21 protein-coding genes are annotated in these 22,882 nt (G+C 27.4%); 13 read left to right on the forward strand and 8 right to left on the reverse strand.

The features are described from left to right. Positions 1-759 precede the first annotated feature (759 nt). A complete protein-coding gene (gene yjeM / locus ACQZHJ_RS00935) occupies positions 760-2,385 on the forward strand; it encodes a glutamate/gamma-aminobutyrate family transporter YjeM (protein WP_430483678.1) in 1,626 nt (541 codons plus the stop codon). 275 nt (positions 2,386-2,660) lie between these two features. Continuing rightward, positions 2,661-2,879 carry a hypothetical protein gene (locus ACQZHJ_RS00940; protein WP_430483679.1) on the forward strand — a complete coding sequence of 73 codons (219 nt, stop codon included), beginning with the start codon at positions 2,661-2,663 and terminating at the stop codon, positions 2,877-2,879. Positions 2,880-3,047: 168 nt separating this feature from the next. On the opposite strand, the gene ACQZHJ_RS00945 is transcribed toward ACQZHJ_RS00940, so the two are convergent. Then, entirely contained in the window at positions 3,048-3,662 is a 615-nt protein-coding gene (locus ACQZHJ_RS00945) for a DedA family protein (RefSeq protein WP_430483680.1), read from the reverse strand. 393 nt (positions 3,663-4,055) lie between these two features. Beyond that, on the reverse strand, positions 4,056-5,009 hold the full coding sequence (locus tag ACQZHJ_RS00950) for an L-lactate dehydrogenase (RefSeq protein ID WP_430483681.1): 954 nt from the start codon (positions 5,007-5,009) through the stop codon (positions 4,056-4,058). 374 nt (positions 5,010-5,383) lie between these two features. Here ACQZHJ_RS00950 and ACQZHJ_RS00955 point away from each other — a divergent pair, with 374 nt between their 5' ends. From ACQZHJ_RS00955 to ACQZHJ_RS00975, 5 genes are all read left to right on the forward strand, one after another. Further along, positions 5,384-6,568 carry a hypothetical protein gene (locus tag ACQZHJ_RS00955; protein ID WP_430483682.1) on the forward strand — a complete coding sequence of 395 codons (1,185 nt, stop codon included), beginning with the start codon at positions 5,384-5,386 and terminating at the stop codon, positions 6,566-6,568. Positions 6,569-6,668: 100 nt separating this feature from the next. Beyond that, on the forward strand, positions 6,669-7,085 hold the full coding sequence (locus tag ACQZHJ_RS00960; protein ID WP_430483683.1) for a hypothetical protein: 417 nt from the start codon (positions 6,669-6,671) through the stop codon (positions 7,083-7,085). A 170-nt stretch (positions 7,086-7,255) separates the two neighbouring features. Then, on the forward strand, positions 7,256-7,981 hold the full coding sequence (locus ACQZHJ_RS00965) for a DUF975 family protein (RefSeq protein WP_430483684.1): 726 nt from the start codon (positions 7,256-7,258) through the stop codon (positions 7,979-7,981). Positions 7,982-8,095: 114 nt separating this feature from the next. Beyond that, entirely contained in the window at positions 8,096-9,064 is a 969-nt protein-coding gene (locus ACQZHJ_RS00970) for a DUF975 family protein (protein WP_430483685.1), read from the forward strand. A 225-nt stretch (positions 9,065-9,289) separates the two neighbouring features. Then, positions 9,290-10,762 carry a sulfatase family protein gene (locus ACQZHJ_RS00975; RefSeq protein ID WP_430483686.1) on the forward strand — a complete coding sequence of 491 codons (1,473 nt, stop codon included), beginning with the start codon at positions 9,290-9,292 and terminating at the stop codon, positions 10,760-10,762. Positions 10,763-10,958: 196 nt separating this feature from the next. Here ACQZHJ_RS00975 and ACQZHJ_RS00980 read toward each other — a convergent pair whose 3' ends face one another. The 3 genes from ACQZHJ_RS00980 to ACQZHJ_RS00990 form a co-directional block, all read right to left on the reverse strand. After that, complete coding sequence (locus tag ACQZHJ_RS00980; protein WP_430483687.1) at positions 10,959-12,281, reverse strand: GTP-binding protein; 1,323 nt, start codon at positions 12,279-12,281, stop codon at positions 10,959-10,961. Between the two features lie 761 nt (positions 12,282-13,042). Then, a complete protein-coding gene (locus tag ACQZHJ_RS00985) occupies positions 13,043-13,300 on the reverse strand; it encodes a hypothetical protein (RefSeq protein ID WP_430483688.1) in 258 nt (85 codons plus the stop codon). 208 nt (positions 13,301-13,508) lie between these two features. Beyond that, on the reverse strand, positions 13,509-14,441 hold the full coding sequence (locus ACQZHJ_RS00990; RefSeq protein WP_430483689.1) for an AEC family transporter: 933 nt from the start codon (positions 14,439-14,441) through the stop codon (positions 13,509-13,511). Positions 14,442-14,615: 174 nt separating this feature from the next. On the opposite strand from ACQZHJ_RS00990, the gene ACQZHJ_RS00995 reads away from it, so the two are divergent. From ACQZHJ_RS00995 to ACQZHJ_RS01005, 3 genes are all read left to right on the forward strand, one after another. Then, the gene (locus ACQZHJ_RS00995) at positions 14,616-14,849 is read left to right on the forward strand and encodes a hypothetical protein (protein WP_430483690.1); all 234 of its coding nucleotides are present in this window, start codon (positions 14,616-14,618) and stop codon (positions 14,847-14,849) included. 77 nt (positions 14,850-14,926) lie between these two features. Next, the gene (locus ACQZHJ_RS01000) at positions 14,927-15,982 is read left to right on the forward strand and encodes a M28 family metallopeptidase (protein WP_430483691.1); all 1,056 of its coding nucleotides are present in this window, start codon (positions 14,927-14,929) and stop codon (positions 15,980-15,982) included. Positions 15,983-16,189: 207 nt separating this feature from the next. After that, complete coding sequence (locus ACQZHJ_RS01005) at positions 16,190-16,381, forward strand: hypothetical protein (RefSeq protein WP_430483692.1); 192 nt, start codon at positions 16,190-16,192, stop codon at positions 16,379-16,381. Positions 16,382-17,162: 781 nt separating this feature from the next. Here ACQZHJ_RS01005 and hydG read toward each other — a convergent pair. Together hydG and ACQZHJ_RS01015 are read right to left on the reverse strand one after the other, a co-directional pair. Then, the gene (gene hydG, locus ACQZHJ_RS01010) at positions 17,163-18,584 is read right to left on the reverse strand and encodes a [FeFe] hydrogenase H-cluster radical SAM maturase HydG (protein WP_430483693.1); all 1,422 of its coding nucleotides are present in this window, start codon (positions 18,582-18,584) and stop codon (positions 17,163-17,165) included. 105 nt (positions 18,585-18,689) lie between these two features. Then, positions 18,690-18,941: a TM1266 family iron-only hydrogenase system putative regulator gene (locus tag ACQZHJ_RS01015; protein WP_430483694.1), complete on the reverse strand. Its 252-nt coding sequence runs from the start codon at positions 18,939-18,941 to the stop codon at positions 18,690-18,692. Between the two features lie 368 nt (positions 18,942-19,309). Between ACQZHJ_RS01015 and ACQZHJ_RS01020 the strand changes: the two genes are divergently transcribed. From ACQZHJ_RS01020 to ACQZHJ_RS01030, 3 genes are all read left to right on the forward strand, one after another. Next, positions 19,310-20,863, forward strand: coding sequence for a DUF1002 domain-containing protein (locus ACQZHJ_RS01020; RefSeq protein ID WP_430483695.1), 1,554 nt, complete (start codon positions 19,310-19,312; stop codon positions 20,861-20,863). An 89-nt stretch (positions 20,864-20,952) separates the two neighbouring features. Continuing rightward, a complete protein-coding gene (locus ACQZHJ_RS01025; RefSeq protein ID WP_430483696.1) occupies positions 20,953-21,189 on the forward strand; it encodes a DUF1659 domain-containing protein in 237 nt (78 codons plus the stop codon). A 273-nt stretch (positions 21,190-21,462) separates the two neighbouring features. Further along, positions 21,463-21,687, forward strand: a complete 225-nt coding sequence (locus tag ACQZHJ_RS01030; protein ID WP_430483697.1) for a DUF2922 domain-containing protein — start codon at positions 21,463-21,465, stop codon at positions 21,685-21,687. A gap of 102 nt (positions 21,688-21,789) precedes the next feature. Here the strand turns inward: ACQZHJ_RS01030 and ACQZHJ_RS01035 are convergent, their stop codons facing one another. Further along, the gene (locus ACQZHJ_RS01035) at positions 21,790-22,839 is read right to left on the reverse strand and encodes a sensor histidine kinase (RefSeq protein WP_430483698.1); all 1,050 of its coding nucleotides are present in this window, start codon (positions 22,837-22,839) and stop codon (positions 21,790-21,792) included. Between the last annotated feature and the right edge of the window lie 43 nt (positions 22,840-22,882).

Raw genomic sequence — 22,882 nt, forward strand, 5'->3', positions numbered from 1 at the left:
TAACAATAGAAATAGATGGAGAAGAATAATTTTATAATTGAAATAAAAAGTTACAATCATAAATAAAGAAATATTTATCTAAAATAAAAAACTACGAATCTAAAGATTTAGATTCGTAGTTTTCGTATTTGGGGGAGAAAAAATAAGTTTTAGAAAGAAAAATTACAAGAATCTTTCACTATATAAATATGATTTTGGTAATGGAAATGTTGTTAAATTAAAATAAAATTTACAAAAAAAGTATAATAACCATAAGTTTTAGTTAAAAAGATGTTTTAACATTAAAATAATTTTAAAAAATTAATAAAATATAACAAATAATTTTATAAGTATGCAAATAAAATGCATACTTATAAAATTGCTTTTATTCACGTAATTTCATAAGAAAATGAAATTGGAATAAAAGTATATTGCAAAAAAAGTGTTTTTCAATGGTGGATTAAAAGTATGGTGTGTATTTGTATAAAATACAAATGTATATGTATATGAATTAATTATTAAAAAAACCTTTGACTTTTCTTTGATAATATCATAAAATACTAACAAATAATGAATTTGATGTTAATAAAAGGTTAATTCGCTAAGGTGAATAATAAAATTGCAAAAATGATTTTGGGATTAAAATAAATGCAAGAAAATATTAGCGGTTAATAAGGGAAATTGAGAGAAAAAAGAATTTATATTGAGAAAATATGCATAAAAAATTTATAAATATGCATATAACGAGAAAATATACATTTTATTGGGGAGGAACAAGAAATGAAGGAAAGTAGTCAAGTACATGATGAAGATTTAGTAGAAGTTGAAGAATTTCTTAAAGGAGAAGAAGAGAAAAATGGGAAAAACTACAAAATAGGTTTTTGGTCTTTCGTTGCTATGATCTTCATGACTGTTTATGGACTAGCAAATGGTCAGCAAATATATTATCAGATGGGCTATGCATCAATAACATATGTAATTATCGGTGTTATTTTATTCTTTATTCCATATACTTTTATAGTGTCAGAAATGAGTTCGGCTTTTAGTGAAGAAAAAGGTGGGATATTTTCTTGGATGAGATTATCAGTTGGCACAAAGTTTAGTACAGTTGGAGCTTTCATATGGTATATATCAGCAATCATATGGTGGTTTAGTATAAGTTCAATATCAATAACTTTTTCTAATATGATTTATGGAAAAGACCTTTCACAAACTTGGCATATATTTGGATTAAGTAATACTGCAACAACAACTTTAATAGGTATAGCTTGGTTCTTATTAATAGTATTCTTCTGTCGTAAAGGAGTTAAATCAGTATCAAAGTTAGCAAACATATCAATGCTTATTACAATAATAATGCACCTTTTAATACTTGGTGGTGGACTTTTAGTATTTTTCCTTTCAGGGTTTAAGTTCCAACAACCATTAGAGTTTCAGGGGGTTCAATCATTATTTATGGGGCCAAACCAAGCATATAATAATCCACTTGCAGCAGTAGGGTTCCTAGTATTTGCAATATTCATATTAGGGGGAATGGAGAACAGTGGAGGATTAGTTGATAAGGTTAAGAATCCTAAGAAGAATGTTCCTAATGCTATGATTTTATCAGGCATTATAATAGCTGTATTATATATAGTTATAGTTATTATAAGTGGTATGGCAGTTAATTGGTCAGATGCTTTTGATCATCAAGGCGTTAACTTATATAACTATACAATATATTTAACACAAGCTCAGTTTTATAATTTAGGTCAATGTTTAGGAATGTCTCAAAGTGCTTCAATAGCTTTAGGAGAGTGGGTAAATAGAATTACAACTTGGATTAATTTTATTGCGAAGCTTAACTTACCGTTAATGCTTTACTGTCCAATTAAACAAATGTTTGAAGGTATGCCAGAAGGAATGCTACCTAAGTTTATAACTAAGAAAAATAAACATGGATTTACAGGTAATGCATTATTTATACAAGCAAGTATAATTATAGTTGTAATGCTAGCTATAGGATTTGGTGGAGATACAGCAAACACAATATTTAATAACTTAACATTTATGGTTACTATAGCGACATCAATTCCATGGGCATTTATAGTTTATGCTTATATAAGATTTAAATTAAATGACAATATAAAAAAAGAGTATGAATTTTTTAATAAAAAATGGGGTGTTATAGCAGGAACAGTAACATTGATTACAATAATATTTGCAACTGCATTCTCAATAATAGAGCCTTTCATGGAAGGGGACATACAAAAGGGAATATGGATTATTGCTGGTCCTATAGCCTTTGGATTAATAGGATACATCTTAGCTGCTGTTTATGAAAGAAGATTAAAAACAGGTAAAATAGGTGTGAAAAATAATGAAGAAGATGAAGAAATTCAAGGAGAAGTAGTTTTAACAAAATAGAAATTATATAAAAGCTTGTAGGTATATTTTTAATAACTTACAAGCTTTTTATTATATTTAGACCATTCATAGTTATCAAATAATTATTGAAATATTATATTCACCTAAAAATTTTTAAGAGTTATATATTAAAAACTAAATAAATTTAATATAAAAGGTTGTAAAATGCTAAAGTTATAATTATTAGGCAAGGGTATTTAATTATAAAAAATATAGGAGTATAATTAAATTGTAAACAAAGTTTACAAAATGTTCATTTGATGGAGGGTTTAAAAATGAGTAAAGCAGAAGAATTAAAAGAAAAAATGATTAATAAAATTGAAGAGGATATAAAAGTTCTTGATGAAAATAGTCCAGCTTACAAAGAAGACGAAAAAGAAGCAGGTAAATTAGGAAGAGCTATAAATAAAGAACTAGATAAAGAAATAAAAGAAGAAGCTGTTGAAGCTAAAGAATTTGCTAAAGAATTAAAAGCTGATATAGAATCAAGATAATAGAAAAGCTTTAGACAAAGAAATTAAAATTTTAACATTATTTTTGATGTAAAAAGACTGTATGCAATTTATAGGTGCATATAGTCTTTTTATTATGTAACTCTTTTTTAACAGAACCTCAATTAATTTATGAATTTATAGACTTTGAATTATTAACTTATATATTATTTAAGTATGTAAAGATTTTCTCTTATGCTTAATTATTTTTATAATAATATAAATAAGAATAATCAATAAAATTAAAGCTATAAAAAAGAAAGAATATTTTTTTAGTATTTGATTTATTAAGTCTTCATTTTGGGTATAAATAGTTCCAATTTTTATAAGTGAAAAATCCCAAAGTGTCATACCAAGTGCTGAAAAAAATAAAAATCTACTTAATTTCATTTCAATAGTACCTGCAACGATTGAAGTTAGACTTCTTGCCATTGGTATAGTTCTTGAAATAAATACACCAAAATACCTATATTTATAAAGGTATTTCTCTGAATGCTCTAAAGATTGTTTTAAATTAGGGTATCTAGATTTAAGTTTATCTATAAAATGTTTAATAATATATTTACCAAATAAAAACATTATTAAAGATCCTACAGTCCCACCTAACACGGCTACAAATGTTAACAAGAAGATATTTTGATTATTACTTTTAGCAACAGCCCCAACAAAAGGAAGAATAATTTCACTTGGAATTGGAACAGCTAAGTATTCAAGCATACATGAAATGAATACACCTATAACCCCATATTTTAAGATATAAAATTTAATTAAAGATGAAGAAATCATATCCATACTCCTAACTTTTTAATTTAACTATTTTTTTTATTATATCAAAGAAAGACCATGTATAAAATCCGCTTAGAGGGAGGGAGTTTTATACACAGTCTTTATTGAAATTTTTAAAGGGTCTAATGTAATTAAGGAACATAATTTGTGTTAGCTTTTTGATGCTAATTAATGTTCAAATAAATTTTGAACATTAATTAATATCAAAATAAATAGTTATTATAATTTTTTTAGAGATTTAATTTAAGCTTGAATAGCGTAAGTTAGGTCGTCTATAAATAGTTAAATTAAATTAAAAAAAGATTTGAAGAGGTAAATTTATTATTATCCAAGAAGCAGAGGGAATATTTACTTCTTCAATCTTTAAAATATGTCTCTTATTAAATTAAAAGGTTAATCAAGTTCAGAACTTTCTATATGACCTTTTAAAATACTAGCTGATTTAACAAGGTCTTCTTTTTCTTGATCTGATAGTGGAACATCAAGTATTTTTCTAGCTCCACTTCTGTCTACTATTGTAGGCATTGCTAAATAAACATCTTCGATTCCATATTGTCCTTCAAATAAAGAAGAAACTGTTAGAATTGAATTTTCATCACGAAGGATTGCTTCTACTATTCTAGTAACGGCAAGAGCTACTGCGTAGTTAGTATATCCTTTGCTATTTATTATTTCATATGCAGCATTTTTTACTTTCTCAGGAAGTTGTTTTTTGTAACTTCCATCACATTGTTCGCAAACTGTTTTACAGTATTCATCAACATTTGCTCCAGCAATATTTGTTAAACTCCATGCTGTTATTTCTGAATCACCATGTTCGCCAATTATATAAGTATGAACGTTTCTAGCGTCTATATCAAAGTGTTCTGAAAGCATGTATTTTAATCTTGAAGTATCTAATACAGTACCTGAACCTACAACACGCTCTTTAGGGAATCCAGATAACTTATAAGTGATGTAAGTTAAAATATCAACTGGATTTGAAACTACTAAAAGTATTGAATCAGGGCTGTATTTAACAACTTCAGGAACTATACTTTTAAATATTTTTAAGTTTTTATTTATAATATCTAATCTTGTTTCACCAGGTTTTGGGCCTACGCCAGCAGTGATTATAACGATGTCTGAATCTTTTGTATCCTCATAACCACCAGATTTTATATCAACAGACTTAACAAATGCAGCACCTTGAGCTAAATCCATAGCTTCAGCGTGTGCTTTATCCTTATTTATATCAACTATTACTATTTCAGATGCTAATCCATCTTGCATCAATGAGAAGGCTGTTGTTGAGCCAACAAATCCTGCTCCTATTATTGAGATTTTATTAGTTTTTTCTCTTATCATAATATATCATCTCCTAAAATTAATTCCTAGTCAATTACTCTGAATTACAATTTCATTATATAACAAACAATAATTATTATCAAGTAATTTTTGGCATTAAGTTTAAAATTTACTCATTATATTACCAAAAATAATATCATAATTTATTTGTAGTTACGTTCAATAGTGATTTATAAGAATCTTTTCATTTAATAAAAGTTTATAAAAATATTTTTTCAAAATGAAAGATTATTTATACATATAAGAGAATATATTTAATAATTAAAATAGAGTTTAATATTATAATAACTAAAAGTGATATTTTTGAAATTTTAGTATATAATTGGATTGAGAGTGTAAGAAAGGTAGTGAAATCTCAAGAAGGGGGATTTTATTTGAATATAAAACTTAAGAAGAATAAGGGAAATGTAGATGTTGTAGAAAAAGTATATGAATTTAGACTTTATAAATATTTAGTATTTATATTGCTTATTCTTTTTTCTTGTATAATAACGATTAGTAATTTTACGAGTTCTGAACAAATTAAAAGAATGATAGCTGATGAAGTAAGATTTCAATATAGTGATTTTTTTGAATATGAAATAGAAAATAACACTAATGGTTTAGGGGAAATGTATGATCAATATTCTAATGAAAGTGGAATAGAAGTGTACAAGCTTATGGCCATAAATGTGGTTTATTTTGGACAAGATGAAAATAGATATTTAGATCCATATATGAGAACTTACATAAAAGATAAGAATTTATCTAAAGATGATATGGCTAATTTATATATTGATGTAAGTAAGGAAGTTAAAAAAATAGAGAATAAACATGTAACCAAGCTTATGGTAAAAAGATTTTCTCCATATGTTTTAGCAATAATATTTATAACTGCTGTTATGGCTGGACTGGCGTGGGCTAGAAAACTTAATAATAAAGAAAAGATTTTTTTAGGCATACTAGTTTGTAGTTTAGGTTTGTATATATGTTATCTTTCAATAAATAACTTAGGGACAGGATTACTTATAAGTTTAGTTATAACTGCAACTATTTTTGAGTTTTGCAGTAATTTGGATTATAACCTTATAAAAAAATTAAGGGCTGTTTTTTTAGTTTTAGTATTATGTATTTTTATGCTTTCTAATAATGAAGGGAGTATAGTAGGAATAGATTATCATAATAGCAACAACATATTGATGATAAATAATCTTAGAGATACTAATTATGCTGAAAATGTTAATAGATCCCAGAGAATTGGAGAAAATTTATTTTCAGAATTAAAGAAAGAGAATTTGATTGAAATAAATAAAAGTAATGAATACATAGACAACATAATGGAATCTGATAAGAAAATTACTTTTGTTGATAAGAAGAGTAAAAATACAATATGTCATATTTATTTATATAAAGATATACCTATTTATAGAGTTGTTTATTTTGAAAATAATTCAAATAGAAAATTATATGAAGGTGTTTTAAATCCATATATGAGAAGTATGGTAATTAAATTAAATGGTTGTGGTAGACATAGAGGAAAAGGAAGAATAGTTTATAATGAAAGCTTTAAATTTGTGTAAACTAACATTAAAAAAATCATAATGATAGATTAAGTACAATATAAATATACTAGGAGAATATAATCTTCTAGTATATTTTTTTATTATGGGGTGATTTTGAGTGGAACAAAGAAAAGAGCAGTTCGATGAAAAGGTTTTAATTAATACTCTAACCAAGGATCAATGGATTAATATATTAAAAAATGCAGAGCTAGTTGGATTAAAAGAGATGAAAATAATATTAGATCTATATGCTAATAGTGGACAACCACTTAAAACATCATTGATAGGCGAAGAATTAGAGTTTTGTGATGTTGGATTAAGAATTCAAAACTTAGGAAAGAAAATAGCTGAATATTTTAATCTTAAACTTTCAGAGGGGGTTAACCTAAATAGTTGGGAATACAAGTTTAGGTACTGGCTTATCATGCTTGAAGGAGAAAAAGTTTATGATGAAGAGGCTGAGAAGAGTAATTTTAAGTGGATTTTAAGGGAAGAAGTTAAAGAGGCTGTAAGAGAATTACTTTACGTTTATTAAGTTTATTATTTATAATAATCAAAGGTTGTATTAAAAGGTTATTTTAATACAACCTTTTTTATATGAGTTTTTAGTTGTTATTATTGTGAAAGTAGCTTGAAATCTAGGTTTGACAATGTATTTAACAGGGTGTTAATATCTTATTAGCATAGAAAGTGGAGGAAAAACATATGACAAGAAAGGAAATAAAAACTTTAGCTAAAGAAAAGCTAAAAGGAAGATGGACTAATATAGTTTTACTTACTCTTATATTAGCTATTATAGAGATTGTAGCTAGTCAAATAGCAGCTGAGTATTCTATATTAAGTTTTGCAAATGATATATTATTAGTTCCTGCTATAACTGCAGTTGGAGTAATATATGTTATTAAATTTGTTAGCAGTTCAAAAAAGGTTTCTTTAAATGAAGCAATACCATCTGTGAATATGTGGATTAGATTTATTAAGATGATAGTTATTGTAGCAATATGTACAATACCAGTTATTATAGTAGTTGTATTTGGAGAAGTTTTATTTATAACTATGGCTTCTACAATGCATGCGGCTATGTTTATGGGAGGATTACCTTTTGATCCTGTTATGATGATATGGATAATGGCTGGAGGAATAGCTTTAATAGGAATATTACTAGGTTCAATAGTAGGAGTTTTCTTATTCCCATTATCATATTTAGTTGCAGAAGAGGAGATTGGTGTTTGGAAAGCTACTTGTAAGTCTGTTAAGATAATGAAAGGACACAAGTGGGAGTTATTTGTTCTAGGACTTAGCTTCTTAGGTTGGGGATTACTTTCAATATTAACTTTTGGAATAGGGCTTTTATGGTTATTACCATACATACAGGTTACTTTTAGAACTTATTATCTTTCAATCACAGGAAGAATAGATGAAATAAGATAAATTTTATGCTGTGTACTTTAAAAAGTATGCAGCTTTATTTATTATATGGATTAGATTGACAATTGGTAAAACAAGGTTTACCATTTTATTTATAAATGAATTGAGGTGAGAAAAATGACAAGAATAGAAATAAAATCTTTAGCAGAAAAAAAGCTGAAGAGAAGATGGACTAATTTCGTTTTATTAACTTTGATAATTGGACTAGTACAGGGGATAGTTACATTTGGAATTAATGAATTAAGTGGAGGAATCATAGGTTCAATTTTAAGTTTAGCTAATACATTTTTATTAGCACCATTCTTTAGTGCTGTAGCCGTGGTATATACTATTAAATTTGTAGATAGTGATGAAAAGGTATCTATGAAAGAAGGACTACCATCACGTAAGGTATGGATTAGTTTTATAAAAAATACATTGGTATTAATATTATTTGAGTTACCAATATTCATAATATCAATTATTATAATGATAGCTCCAATATATAATTATATTACTTCAACTTTATATAGTACATTATTTACACAGAGCATGAATGAATTTGATTTAGTTATGAACCTGCTTGGAACTTTTGTTGTTTCGATACTAATAGTAGTAATTATAGTTGCTATATATTCAATTATATTAGGTTTATATTTCCTACCAGTTCAATATCTTATTGCTGAAGATGAGAACTTAGGAATATGGGATGCTGTAGCCAAGGCTTTCAAAATGATGAAAGGTCATAAATGGGAGTTCTTCTTATTAGAATTAAGTCTAATAGGATGGGCTATACTTTCAGTAATAACACTAGGTATAGGGCTTTTATGGTTCATACCATATAAACGTACAGTATATAGAATCTTCTATCTTTCAATATCAGGTAATAATATAGAAAATAAGGATAGTAAAAAGAATATTGATAAGGATGAGTTTGACTTTACTTTAAATTTAGACAAGCAACATGAGGATGAAGTATTAGTGGAAACTATTGAGGTTACAGAAAAGGCAAATAGTAAAGAAAATTTAGAGAGCCAAAAAGTTGATATGGATTCTTTAAAAGTAGAAAAAGTTGATATAAAAGAAGATGAGTTTAGAATAGAGTAGTTTTAAAAGATGTATCAAAATGAGTTTTGATACATCTTTTTTGTTTAGCACTGATTTAAGTGGATATTGATTTCTAGATATATTTTCAGACCTAACTTAATTTCGCAAAGAGTTCCATAAATTTAATATTTAGGTTTGTTTAGTGTAGGTTTGTGAGCGGTAATATATGTTATATTTAGGGGGGGATAGGAAAGGTATTAGAAATATGTAGGGGGATGAGTTTTTATGAGAAATAAACCAAATGTAATTTATATTTTAGCTGATGATATGGGGTATGGAGATGTATCTCATTTTAATGAGAATTGTGGGTTTAAGACTGAAAACTTTGATGAGATGTGTGAAAGAGGATTATCCTTTGAGGATGCTCATGCTTCATCATCATTATGTACACCTTCAAGGTATGGAATATTAACTGGGAGATATAATTGGAGGTCTAGATTAAAAAATGGAGTTCTAGGAGGATATAGTAAGCCTTTAATAGAAGAGGGTAGAGAAACTGTAGCTAATTTGTTTAAAAATCAAGGATATAAAACAGCTTGTATTGGTAAGTGGCATTTAGGGCTTGATTGGAAGTGGGTTGGAGAAGAACAAGATGTTGTAACTTTTGATGCTCCAGAAGGAATTGATTATTCAAAGGAAATAGGAAAAACACCAAATCATTATGGGTTTGATTATTTCTATGGGATAAGTTCATCACTAGATATGCCACCATATGTTTATATAGAAAACAACAGAGTTACTATGGAACCAACAAAGTTTACAAGTGGAGAAGGTAAGGGATTTTGGAGAAAAGGGCCTACTGCGGATGATTTCAATCATGAAGAGGTATTCCCTAATATGACTGATAGGGTTATAAAGTTTATTGAGGACAATAAAAAAGAGCCTTTCTTTATATATTACCCAATGCCAGCACCTCACACACCTATACTTCCCTTAGATGAATTTAAAGGAAAGTCAGCGTTAAATGAATATGGTGATTTTGTGATGATGTGCGATAGTGAAGTTGGAAGAATAAATAAGTGCTTAAAAGATAATGGGTTATATGATAATACAATAGTTATCTTCACATCTGATAATGGATTCGCACCAATGGCAGGATTTCAAGAGCTTATAGACCTTGGGCATAATCCAAGTTATAAGTTTAGGGGGCATAAGGCTGATATATATGAGGGGGGACATAGAGTACCTCTAATAATTACTTGGCCAGATAAAATAAATGGTGGAAGAAGAATTAAAGAAACAGTATCATTAGTTGATTTTATGGCTACCATGGCAGAGTTATTTGAGGTTAAATTACCTTCAAATATGGGAGAAGATAGTGTAAGTAACTTAGAAGCTTGGCTTAATGAAGAATATAAAAAACCTATAAGAGAAGCTACTGTTAGTCAAAGTGATGATGGATCATTATCTATAAGAAAAGGTGATTTTAAGCTTGAAATGTGTCCGGGTTCTGGAGGCTGGAGTTATCCTGCACCAAATAAAGATGATACTTCTAACATGCCAAGTGTTCAACTTTATAACTTAAAGCATGATATAGGTGAGAAAAATAATATATGTGAAGAAAAACCAGAGATAGTAAGAGAGTTGAAAATATTACTTGCTAAGTATATAAGAGATGGTAGAAGTACTTATGGAGAAAAACAAAAGAACGATGGGGTAGATGTTTGGCCAACTATAGAATGGATTAAAGAGGACTAGGTTTGAAATAACCTTTCAATTTTAGCAAGTGCCATTTTAAAATTAGGCTATGTTTTAAGTGAGTTTTGATTTCTAGCTATATCTTCAGACCTAACTTAATTTCATCTATATCTAGAAATCAAAACTGCTTTAAAAAAGAGGTTATATCAAAACAACTTTTTAATACATCTCTCTTTATTAATTTTATAATATTAAGTTATTTAAGAGGCTCCATAACTCTATCTAGAATATTATTTATTTCAGCTATTGATGTACCAAAGTTTGTTATTGGAACAAAGGCATCATCACATATTCCGATTCTATTCATTATTTCAGCTTTGTTAAACATGCAACCGCCACAATGAACAACTAAAGCATACTCATTTAAGTTTTTAGGGAAGTCTTTTCCTGAACAGTTATCTACTATTATTCCAGGACAGATTTCTTCTAACCAAGTAGGGAGTTTCTCTCTTGCTATGTCTCCTTTTAACTGATGATGAGTACAAGCTTCCGCTATTAAAACTTTATCTCCAGATTTAAGATTTTTTATAGCTTTAGCACCAGCATAGAATTTATCTAAATCCCCTTTGTATCTAGCCATAAGTATTGAGAAAGATGTTAATGGAACATCTCTATCTAGTTTTTCATTAACTTGCTTAAATACCTGTGAATCAGTTATTACTAGGTCTGGTTTACCATTAAATATTTTTAAAGCTTCATCAAGTTTATCTAAAGTGACCATTGTTGGAATTCCACCATAGTCTAATACATCTCTTAGAACTTGTACTTGAGGAAGAATAAGTCTTCCTTTAGGAGCTTGTATATCTTGTGGAGCTACTAAAAGAACATTATCACCAGGTTTGATTTTATCTCCTATTATTGCACTTTCTGTTATTGAGGCTGGAGACACTTTTATAAGCTCTTTCTTAAGCTCTGCTATATTAAGGTTTCCTTTTGCACTTATAGCAACATAAGGAATAGCAAGTATTTTGCCGATTTCTTTTAAAGTATTATTTAGCTTTTCCTCAGTAAAGTAGTTAGAATCAACACTTTTTGAATCATCTATATTCTTTAAGTCTACTTTAGTTTCAACAAGGTTATTTGAAACTAGATCACACTTGTTTATAACTAAGATTGCAGGTTTATTAGCTTTTTTTAACTTACCAAGCCATAGCATTTCCTTTTCTAATAACTTTTCAAAAGGAATACCTTCTTTTATCGAATCTAATATTTCTGAAAGTGAAAGTGTAATAAGAGCAACATCAGTCTTACCTACAACTTCCTCTGTTCTTTCAACTCTTAATTTACCTATTTCTCCTTCGTCATCAAAACCAGCAGTATCAACAAATACTACAGGGCCTAAAGGTAAAAGTTCCATTGCTTTATATACTGGGTCAGTAGTTGTCCCGCGTACATCAGAAACAAGAGATATATTTTGACCAGTTAGGGCGTTTATTATACTAGACTTTCCTGAATTTGTTTTACCGAAAAGAGAAATATGGATTCTACTTCCTCTAGGAGTTTCATTTAAATTACTCATAAGTTTTTCTACTATTGCAAGAAATGAATAGCAGAATTGCACCTCCTTGTATAATTCTTTGGTGAAAATATTTTCATTTGGGTATAAAACTGTGGATAACTTTTTTGTTGAAATATTCTGTTAAAAATCAAATCAAATAAGGTAAATAAGCTATCAAAAATAGTAAAAAATTTACAGTTTAAAATGGCTATTTCAAGCCGTTTATAGCTACTTTTAGAACTTGATAAATTTTATTTTTTAATTAATAAACTTTCATTAATAAATAATAAAAATACAAAGTAATTCACAGAGTTATTACCAAGTTATCCACATGGGTCTGTGGATAACTCTGTAGTTATTCACAACATATAGTTATTAGTATTTTAGATATATACTAAATATTGTTTTACTTAAAATATATAGTCTAAAAATATTGGAAACTATAATTAGAATAATACCACTTATCTAAGTGGTATTATTCTTTTATATATTCATTGTAGAATGAAATTAAATACAATAAATTAGACTATTTATTTAGATTTTATTAAACATAGTTAAAAAACAGTAAGGGAATACCCCTATTTCATAATAAAGCTAATTAATAATAATTATTATACAAGTTATGAGCAAGTATTAGAAGTAGTTTTTAAATAAATAAAATAATATAGGGCTTTGTTTTAAATCACTAATAAATTAAGACAGAGTCTTGTATAAAAAAATGAGATGATTAGAAGAATTATACAATTCTTAATCATCTCATTTTTATGACCATTGTCCACAGTTTAGCGGTGTGGTACTAAAATAACTTCATTACAATTTTCAAAGTTAATTGCCTGCTCACTAGCGTTCTTTAATGTAAGCATAAAATTCTTAGCATTTATTTTTAATAATGGGTAAAGACCAATATTTTCATTTGTATCTTTACAATTGTATCCTTCATTTTGAAGACGTGTTATAACTGCATATTTTAAAGCTTCCATTGAAGAAAAACTTTTATCTAAAGTTAACACTATTTTATGTTTTGAATATCTACTTGGCATAATAAAAACCTCCCATAAAAAAATAAATTCTCAAATAATACCTAACATTTAACATATCGTTTAATTTAATTTTACAACCATTATAATAGATAGTCAAATAATTAACAATGTCTATGGCTTTTTTAGAATTATTGATAGGTTTAAAGTTTGATTTATGCTATTTAAATTAAGTTGGTGAGTTAATTAAGCTTTAACTTTCGAATATATCTTATATTAATAATATGAATGCAATAAAGGTTATTATGCATAATATAGTAGAAAGTACAACCGTGTTATTTACTAATTCTTCGTATTCTGGACAATGTTTTGAAGCGAAGATTGGTAAAGAAAATGGAAGTGGTAAAATTAAAAATGTAAAGTATGCATAATTAAATAAAGTATCATTTGTTATTAGTTTGTCTATAATTAAAAATTTAACTAAGTAACCAACTCCAAGTATAATAATCGTTCTAGTTATAACGAAGATTATGCTTTTTTTAGTATATTCTTTATTGAATTTTAGTGTGAATCCAATTATAAGTAATATTAAAGGTGTTCCTAGATTAGCTATGTATTGTATTGTTGTATAAACTCCTACTAATATAGCATTTGTTTTGAATAGATCTGCAAAACCAAGTAAATTAAATAGAATCCCTATAAATATGCTAATTAATAATGGAGATTTAAATAATCCTTTAATTATGTGAATAGAAAATTTTTTATCATTAAATCCAAGTTCTAGAGCGTTATAGTAAATAAGCCAACAAAAAAGCTCATTACCTACCCCTAGTATTGATATTTTTCCTAGGTTCTCCATACCAAAAACTGTTCCAAATAGAGGGATACCAAGTAATCCAAAGCAAAATGCTGATGATATAAATGGGTTCATGGGATGGTATAAGGGCTTGTACTTGTTTATTAAAAATCCAATCAGAAAAAAAGTACAAAGCATAGCAAAGGATATAAATATAACTGAAAAATATCCCTTCTCAAAATGCATATTAAGAAATGTTGAAAATAAAATTGCTGGTAAAGATATATCTAATACAAGCTTTTTAATGCCTATCATTGTTTCTTCTTTAAGCAATCCTTTAATTCTTATGATGTATCCAAGTAAAATAAGCAATATTATTGGAACAACATTAGACATTACTCCTGTCATGTGAAAAATCTCCTCTCATAATAATAAAAAACTATAGTTAGTTTAATATTAACATAGATTGAGGCATAGTAATTTACTCATTTTGCAAACAACTTAACCAAAGAGGTTTGAAAGGTATATATCTTTACATAACTGTATAAAATGTAAAATAAGAAATTAGTAGGGGGTAATAATGTGAAAAGGTTAAGTTTAATTTTAGCTATATTTATATGCTGTGGGATTAGTGGTTGCACATATAAAGATGATAGTAAGGTGATTGAAAATACAAGTGAAGCAATTGAAAAAGCTAATAATATTGAGGTTAATATAAAGGCAGATGTAAGTACTATTGAAGAAAATTTAAAAAGTATAGCTTCTAATATAAGAGATTATGGTTCAGAAGGAGAAAAGAAGCTAGTGAATATATAAAATATAAACTAGAAGAGTACGGATATAAAGTTCAGTTTGAGGAATTTGATGTTTATGAGCAAACACTTAGATCAACAATGAGTACAAAAACTAATGAAGAGTATTTTAATAATAATCCTTATAATTCAGAAAAATTAGGGGAAGGAAGAAATATAGTGGCAAAACAAAGTAACTTTGATAAAAATAAAAAGACTATATATTTAACGGCACATTATGATTCAACAGAAGATACAACTGGTGTTATAGATAATGCTTCAGGATGTAGTGCTATTTTAGAAGTTGCTAAAGTTTTAAAGGATTATAATAATGAGTTTAATATAGGAATAATATTTTTTAGTGCAGAAGAATATTGTAGAGTTGGTTCTAGAAACTTTATTTCTAAATTAAGCAATGATGAAAAAGAAAATATAATTGGTTGCATAAATGTTGATATGGTTGGAGAAAAAGAAGCTGGAGATTTGATAATTCAGAGTGTTAATGGAAGGCATAATATATTATCTTTTATGATGAAATCAATATTAAGTGAGGAGACAAAGTTAGTAAGAGGAGGTTCATCAGATGATCTTTCTTTTTACATGGGAGAAATTCCTGTAATAACTATAACTGATGAAAATTCCAATCCAGACTTAGCTCTAAAAGAAAATCAATTTGAGTATATAGATTTGAATATTATAAAGAAAACTAGTGATATAATAATTGATTTTTTAATTAATTTTGAATTAATGAATTATGAAAATGTTTTGAAGAAAAGTATTGAAATTGAGAATACTGATTCTGAAATTAGACCCATTGATGGATTTGAATTGGTTGATAAAAAAGATACTTTTATAGGTAATGGTTATTCAGTTCAAAGAGAATACTTTTATCAAAATGAAAACTATAATTATTCAATAATAGAAAAGGATAGAAAATTTATTGATGATAGAAATTTAGGTGATTTAAATATATTGAGTAAAGAAAATGGATGGTGGTATAAGGTTATTGAGGATTCTGATAATAGTTTTATAAAATTAATTTTTAAGATAGATGGCTATTATGGTGAGATAAAAGGAAATATAGAATTGGAACAAGGAATAAAAATATTAGAAAATTATTATGAAAATGTAGTTGGAGAATCAATCAGTATTGAATAAAAATTATAACTAATAAATCTTAATAGATTACTTTTATTAAGATTTATTCTTGATTTTATCGGAAATTAATGTTAAATTTGTAAACATAATTTAAAAAATAAAAAAATAATTGGGCATTTTAAATTTATTTTTCAAATAAAGGTCAAGTTTGGGGAGGTTGTTAAAGTACAAAATATAAAAATTACGTTAAATAAAAGGGGTATGAGTATGAAAAAATGTAGTGTATGTAAGCTAGAGAATATGAAAGAAATAGAAATTGCAACAAGAGGAGCATTTAAAGTTATAGAAATTCCAAAAGGTATAACTATTAATCCTAAAAGTTCTGATATAAAAAAATATTTATGCTTAGAATGTGGACACATAGATTTGTATATAGATGATTTTGAAAAATTTAAATAACTTTCAATATATACTTTAAGAAGAGGAGTGATTAACATAAATAAAATTAGTTATGCATTTTTATTTATAGGAATAATTGAAATTATATACGCTATAATTATTAAACTTAATATATTTAGTTATCAAATTAGAGATGTCCTAAGTATATCTTAGTTTATAATAGGAATATTTTTGATAATATTAAGTATGGTTATGATCTCAAAAAAACTGAAAATTAAATAAAATTTATCTAAGGTTAGGAGAGTGGACAATAAGTGGCTAAAAAATTCGGAGTTATAGTTATGTTAGTTTTTTTCTTGAATTTTGCGCTTGATTCAATAGGAACTATTGTGTCAAACAATGAATCTTTAAAAAATATAAACTTATATTATATTAATACATTTTTTAATGTTGTATTATGTTTAATACTTATAGGATCTTTTATGTATCTTTATAAAAAGTATGAAAAATAACATAAGATGGAAAGTTTTATAGGTATTTAAGTATTGAAATGGATTTGTAGAAAAATATGTAAATATGAAATTTTTCATATAAAAAAAGCCAGCTTACGCTGGCTTAAATATTAACTAATTGATTTGTTATTATTGATTTTGATTTTTAAAATGTAATTGTAACTTAAATCAAAGATATAGAATTTAATGTGGAGTTAAAACTAAATACTTTGAAGCAAGCTTTGCATGAATAATTGATTTTTAAATTTCCGTTCATTTAATTTAAATTAACTAATTTTCTATATTAAATAATTTTATATTTTCGACAAACTAAATTTGAATATTAAGTGCTAGAATCTTAAGTCTCTAGTACCTGAGCTTATTTTTTCTATTTTATCTCTTACAGATTCTCTAAACTTCTCATTTTTGATTTCATTTAATGATTTTTCTATTAGAGCATCTCCAATTTCTCTTGTTCTATCTGTACCATAGTCTTCTATGAATTCTTTTAAAGTGATTAAAGCATTAGCTTCACATACTTTATAAAGTTCTCCACTCTTAACTATTTCCATGAATCTTTCACCAGTTCTACCTTCTCTGTAGCAAGCTGTACAGTAACTTGGAATATAACCAGCTTCCATAAGACTTTCTATCATTTCAACTGGTGATCTGTGATCTCCAAGTTCAAATTGAGGTTTTTCTTCTGGATCATGGTAAGTTTCTGAGTAACCACCAACACCAGTACATGAACCTGTACTTACTTGAGAAACTCCAAGAGCTATTATTTCATCTCTTAAAACTGGTTCTTCTCTTGTTGAAAGAATAAGTCCAGCATATGGTACTGCTAATCTTAAGATAGCAACAATTTTTTTGAACTCTTCATCACCAACTAAATGTGGATAGTTCTCTAAGCTAACATTTTCAGCAGGTCTTAATCTTGGAACTGATAATGTGTGAGGTCCAACCCCTGTAGTAGCTTCTAAATCCATAGCATGTAGAAGCATTGCTAATGTTTCATATTTATAGTCATATAAACCATATAAAACTCCCATTCCAACATCATCTATACCAGCTTCTCTAGCTCTATGCATAGCTGTTGTATGATAGTTATAGTTATGCTTTGGTCCACTTACATGTAATCTTTCATAAGTTGGCTTATGGTAAGTTTCTTGGAATAATATATATGTTCCAATGTCTGCAGCTTTTAATCTCTTATAGTTTTCAACAGTTGTTGCAGCTACATTTACGTTTATTCTTCTTATAGCTCCATTATCAAATTTGATTGAGTATATTGTCTTTATACAATCTAGAATATATTCTATTGGAGCATTAACAGGGTCTTCACCAGCTTCAAGAGCTATTCTTTTATGACCTAAACTTTCAAGAACTTTGACTTCTTCAATAAGTTGTTCTTTATCAAGTTTCTTTCTTTTAAGTTCATCGTTACAATGTTTATAACCACAGTATTGACAGTTATTTACGCAATAGTTACTTACATATAGAGGGGCGAAAACAACAAGTCTTTTACCATATAATTTTTCCTTGATTTCTCTAGCAGCTTTAAACATTTCTTCGATTAACTCTTTATCTTCAAGGTTAAGAAGAACAGCAGTTTCTTCAGGTGTTAATCCTTCAGCTAATTTACTTCTTTCAATAATGTCTCTAACTAGTTCTTTATCAACAACTAGTTCTTGTCCTTTTTCTATAAGGCTATTGATTTCATCATCCTTGATAAAATCAGAAGCATTATATTTTTCGTTATCCTTTAACATAACAAATCTCCTTTAAAATTACTTTTAGAGTTTGCCAAAATAATAATATAAATAACTAAATATACTTATGGGAATTCAAATTTACAGATGTTTTAGCAAGAGTTGCTAAAAACTATTTTTAGATATGGCAGCTTTAACAGAAACACCTTTAAGTTTGCCTAGTTTTCCTGTTATAGCAGAAATTTGGTCAGTTGTGCCATCTACAACAATAGAGATAACTCTAACATTTTTCTCCTTGTATGGTAAGCCCATTCTACCAACAATTAATTTATCATATTCACTCAATATTGAGTTAACTTCTTTTATATCTTCAAGGCTTTCAATAACAATGCCAACAACGGCAATTCTAGTACTCATATTGACATCAAACCTTTCTAACTTTTAAAAATTTCAAATTTGTTTTACCTTTTTGTTCAGAGAATTCCTTACAATTAGGATACAGTATATTTATATTATTTTTTGGCTAAGTTTCTCGGTTGAAAGAGATTATTTCATAAATAAAGTCTCGCAACAAAGAATACTTATCATAATTATACTACAAAACTTTTAAAAATATAGCTTTAAAATATAAATTAAAACATTTTGTAAAGAATAGATTTTTTAGTTTGTTATAATTTACTTATAGAGGTTTACTTTAAAATATATTTAAATTTCTATTTGGAAAAGGGAAGGTCATAGCTTATTTTAAAATATTAAGAGTATGACTTTATGAGGAGGAATAAAGTATGAAAAGAAATAAATTAATAACTACATTGGTTTTAGCTGGAGCTATAAGTGTTAGTTCAATAACTACAGTATTTGCAAGTACAAATGAAGTGGTTACGCTTGGTGCTAACTTAAATGCAGAGCAAAAAAAAGAAATGTTTAATGAATTTGGAGTAAATCCAAGTGATGTGAAAGTTATAACTATGGATATTCAAGAAATAAGAGCTCAACTTGGTATGCCACCTGCTCCTGCTAATGCAAAAGGAAATGCTTTTTCTAGTGCTTTTGTTAGAATTGAGGAGCCAGGGTATGGAATAAAGGTTAAGACTAATAATTTAACAGCAGTTACTCCAGATATGCTTAGTAATGCATTATTAACTTCAGGAGTTACAGATGCTGATGTTATGGCTACATCACCATTCCCTGTTACTGGTACATCTGCATTAGCTGGGGTCTTACAAGCTTTTGAGGATGCTACAGGAAAAGAGATTCCAGTAGAAAATAAAGAGGTAGCAAGACAAGAACTTAGCATAACTAATAACTTAGCTGATGCTAAGAATGATGATGGGCAAGATATAGGTCAAAATGGGGCTAGTGCTATAGTAAATGAAGCTAAAAAAGAAGTTATAAAAGAGAAACCCAAGAATGACCAAGAGGTTGGTAAAATAGTAAATAACGTTGTAAATAACTATAATATAGAACTTACACCAGATCAGGAACAAGAGTTAGTTGGACTTATGGCTAAGATAAATTCATTAGATTTAAACTATTCTAACTTAAAAGATCAATTAGATAATATGAGTAATAAAATAAATCAAACTTTAGAACAAAGTGGACAAGAATTAAAAGAAAGTGGTGTTCTAGATAAGATTTTAAATAAGATATTAGATGTTTGTAGAAGCATAAAGAATTGGTTTGTATCTCATTTTGGAGATGGGCAAGTTACTATAAATGGAGTTACATACGATAAGAATGGTAACATGGTTAATCAGCCAAAAACAGATGAGGGTGAAAATCAACAAATCGATGAGCAAAAGGGTACAGATAATCAAGGTAAAGATTCTCAAGGTAGTAATCAGTCAGAAGACATAAATGATAATTTAAGTACAAAGTCTGATGCAAATCAGCAAAATGAAAAATCAACTGGAGATAAGGACTCAAGTAATAAAGCCGAAAGTACAGGAGTAAATCAAAAACAAAACAATAAAACTAATGAACAGAAGAACTCTAATGGTAGTGCTAAAGTAAATTCTTCAGATGATGAAAGTAGTAATAATAACAGTGAATCAAATTCATCACAAGGGGGCTCATCCAAGGATGATTCAAATAGCAAAAATAAAGGGGGTACAATAACTCTTCAAGACGGAACTGTTGTACCTAAATATAATGATAAAGGGGAACCTTATAATCCTGTAACTGGAGGATATGGAGAAATACAAGAGACTGAGGATGCTGGTAAGAGTCAACCAGAGGATAATGATTATATAATCGTTGATGGTAAGAAAGTACCGTTACATAATGAACAAGGAGTAGAGTATAACCCAGAAACAGGTGGATATGGAGATATAAAATAGTGGTTTAAAATTAAATAAAAAAAGTTTTAGAAATTTACTGCAGAAAGGTCAGCTCATTCATATTTATATAGTGAAAGGAGTTGATAATAATGGCAAAGGCAATCTTAACAAAGAAAAGCTTAGTATTAAAGTATCAAAAGGGGGTAGACGATAACGGTAACCCTAAGTTCTCAACACAAAAGTTTTCTAAAATAAGAGTTGATGCTGAAGATTCAAAACTTTATGAGGTAGGAAAAGCTTTAGCAGATCTTATTTTATCTGATGTAGCCCAAGTGTTAAAAGAGGATGATTTCAAGTTTGAAGAGCAAGCACCAGTAGAAATCTAATAAATTTAGAGAGGGTGATTAGCTGATTTAGAAATACTTAAATTAATAATAGGTATTCTAAAAATAACTTTTACTTTAATTAAGATTTTAAAGAAACATAGAGGATAGAAGAATTAATTTACTAAATTGACCAATAAGATTAATTGGTTTTAATAAAAGGATTAATTACGAAATCAACAGTATGAAAAGTACCTTATTTAGATGCACAAAAGATGGTTAAAACAAATAGAAATTAACTTAATAAAACAGGTGTTAAATAAGGAGGATATCATAATGGAAAGAGAACTATATCTTGTAATGTCTTTTAAAAATTTTGAAGGTAGAACAACTACTATGACTCTTAGAAATTTAAAGGAAAACGTAACAGAGGCTCAGGTTCAAAATGTAATGGACTTAATTTTGACTTCAAATATATTTACTTCCACTGGAGGAGAATTAGTTTCAAAAGTAAAAGGTGAGGTTGTTGAGAAAACAACAGAGATTTTTGAAATGGCTTAAATAATTAAATATAAAATCATGTAAAAAAATATTACCCTATACATATTATGTATGGGGTATATTTAAATGCTTTGTTGCATAAAGCTAGTTTATTCTAAAATATTACTTGTTTATTGGTATATTAATTGTAAATTCAGTACTTATGTTATCACTATTCACGAAGACCCTACCATCATAGGATTCTACCAATTCTTTTACAATAGATAAACCAAAACCATTATTTTTATTTTGGTTTTTCTTAGTAGTAAAACCAGTATCAAATATTTTCTCTAGCACTTCAGGTTCTATTTTAGGGCCGTTATTCTTAATTTTTATTACAAGTTGATTTAAGCTGTAGAACGTAGTTATAGAAATTAAGCCTAACCCATGATCACCTAAAGCAGTAACTGAATTTTTAACTATATTTGAAATTATTCGTTGTAAATCTAGTTCATTTATAGATGTTTCTGAGAAATCTGCATTTTCATCTATGAATACATTAATTCCTTTTAAATCAATACTATTAACTATATCAGTTAGTATTGAGTCGGTATTTGAAACAACTATCTCTGATGGAACACTATTATGACCATCTATTATATTTTTTAGCAGTTCTCCTAGTCTATCATATTTTTTCATAAGATGTAATCCATAAAGATAAGAAATTTGAGCACCATAATCATGTTTAACTTTCTTTAATAAATCAATATTATCTTTTAAAGCTAAATTAAGAGCATCAATTTCTTTGGACTTCTTATCTATATTCCAAAAATAGATTGTTATAAAGATTAGGAAAGTAAACAATAATATAAGAACTAATTGTTTAAATAAAGGATTATCCTTATCATGAATAATTACATTAAATGAAACTATAAAATCAAGAATAACTGAGAAAATAATTAAATAAATTATTGAGTTGTTTCTAGATTTTATTGTTCTAAAAAGTAAGTAAATAACATTTTGTTTTTTCAAGACTATGTATGCCAAAATATATTGTGGTACGTACGTAATAATCATGACATAAAACATTGAGTTATCCATACTTTGGAAAAATAAATTATAAATACAAGAAGAAATAATTATTGTTACTACAATAAAAGAATAAACTAAGCTAAAGGCAATACTTGCAGATAATAAATCTTTTTTATATATTACACCACCTATAATTAACATCAAGAAATGCAAAAGAAAAGTTGCAATACTAGAATTTCCAAGA

Source organism: Clostridium sp. B9, assembly GCF_050509515.1.
Taxonomy (GTDB): Bacteria; Bacillota; Clostridia; order Clostridiales; family Clostridiaceae; genus Sarcina.

Excerpts from the sequence above, each read along its gene's own strand:
- yjeM (WP_430483678.1), top strand. The coding sequence starts at position 760 with ATGAAGGAAAGTAGTCAAGTACATGATGAAGATTTAGTAGAAGTTGAA.
- ACQZHJ_RS00940 (WP_430483679.1), top strand. The coding sequence starts at position 2,661 with ATGAGTAAAGCAGAAGAATTAAAAGAAAAAATGATTAATAAAATTGAA.
- ACQZHJ_RS00945 (WP_430483680.1), bottom strand. The coding sequence starts at position 3,662 with ATGATTTCTTCATCTTTAATTAAATTTTATATCTTAAAATATGGGGTT.
- ACQZHJ_RS00950 (WP_430483681.1), bottom strand. The coding sequence starts at position 5,009 with ATGATAAGAGAAAAAACTAATAAAATCTCAATAATAGGAGCAGGATTT.
- ACQZHJ_RS00965 (WP_430483684.1), top strand. The coding sequence starts at position 7,256 with ATGACAAGAAAGGAAATAAAAACTTTAGCTAAAGAAAAGCTAAAAGGA.
- ACQZHJ_RS00970 (WP_430483685.1), top strand. The coding sequence starts at position 8,096 with ATGACAAGAATAGAAATAAAATCTTTAGCAGAAAAAAAGCTGAAGAGA.
- ACQZHJ_RS00975 (WP_430483686.1), top strand. The coding sequence starts at position 9,290 with ATGAGAAATAAACCAAATGTAATTTATATTTTAGCTGATGATATGGGG.
- ACQZHJ_RS00980 (WP_430483687.1), bottom strand. The coding sequence starts at position 12,281 with ATGAGTAATTTAAATGAAACTCCTAGAGGAAGTAGAATCCATATTTCT.
- ACQZHJ_RS00985 (WP_430483688.1), bottom strand. The coding sequence starts at position 13,300 with ATGCCAAGTAGATATTCAAAACATAAAATAGTGTTAACTTTAGATAAA.
- ACQZHJ_RS00990 (WP_430483689.1), bottom strand. The coding sequence starts at position 14,441 with ATGACAGGAGTAATGTCTAATGTTGTTCCAATAATATTGCTTATTTTA.
- ACQZHJ_RS01000 (WP_430483691.1), top strand. The coding sequence starts at position 14,927 with ATGAGTACAAAAACTAATGAAGAGTATTTTAATAATAATCCTTATAAT.
- ACQZHJ_RS01005 (WP_430483692.1), top strand. The coding sequence starts at position 16,190 with ATGAAAAAATGTAGTGTATGTAAGCTAGAGAATATGAAAGAAATAGAA.
- hydG (WP_430483693.1), bottom strand. The coding sequence starts at position 18,584 with ATGTTAAAGGATAACGAAAAATATAATGCTTCTGATTTTATCAAGGAT.
- ACQZHJ_RS01015 (WP_430483694.1), bottom strand. The coding sequence starts at position 18,941 with ATGAGTACTAGAATTGCCGTTGTTGGCATTGTTATTGAAAGCCTTGAA.
- ACQZHJ_RS01020 (WP_430483695.1), top strand. The coding sequence starts at position 19,310 with ATGAAAAGAAATAAATTAATAACTACATTGGTTTTAGCTGGAGCTATA.
- ACQZHJ_RS01025 (WP_430483696.1), top strand. The coding sequence starts at position 20,953 with ATGGCAAAGGCAATCTTAACAAAGAAAAGCTTAGTATTAAAGTATCAA.
- ACQZHJ_RS01030 (WP_430483697.1), top strand. The coding sequence starts at position 21,463 with ATGGAAAGAGAACTATATCTTGTAATGTCTTTTAAAAATTTTGAAGGT.
- ACQZHJ_RS01035 (WP_430483698.1), bottom strand. The coding sequence starts at position 22,839 with ATGTTAATTATAGGTGGTGTAATATATAAAAAAGATTTATTATCTGCA.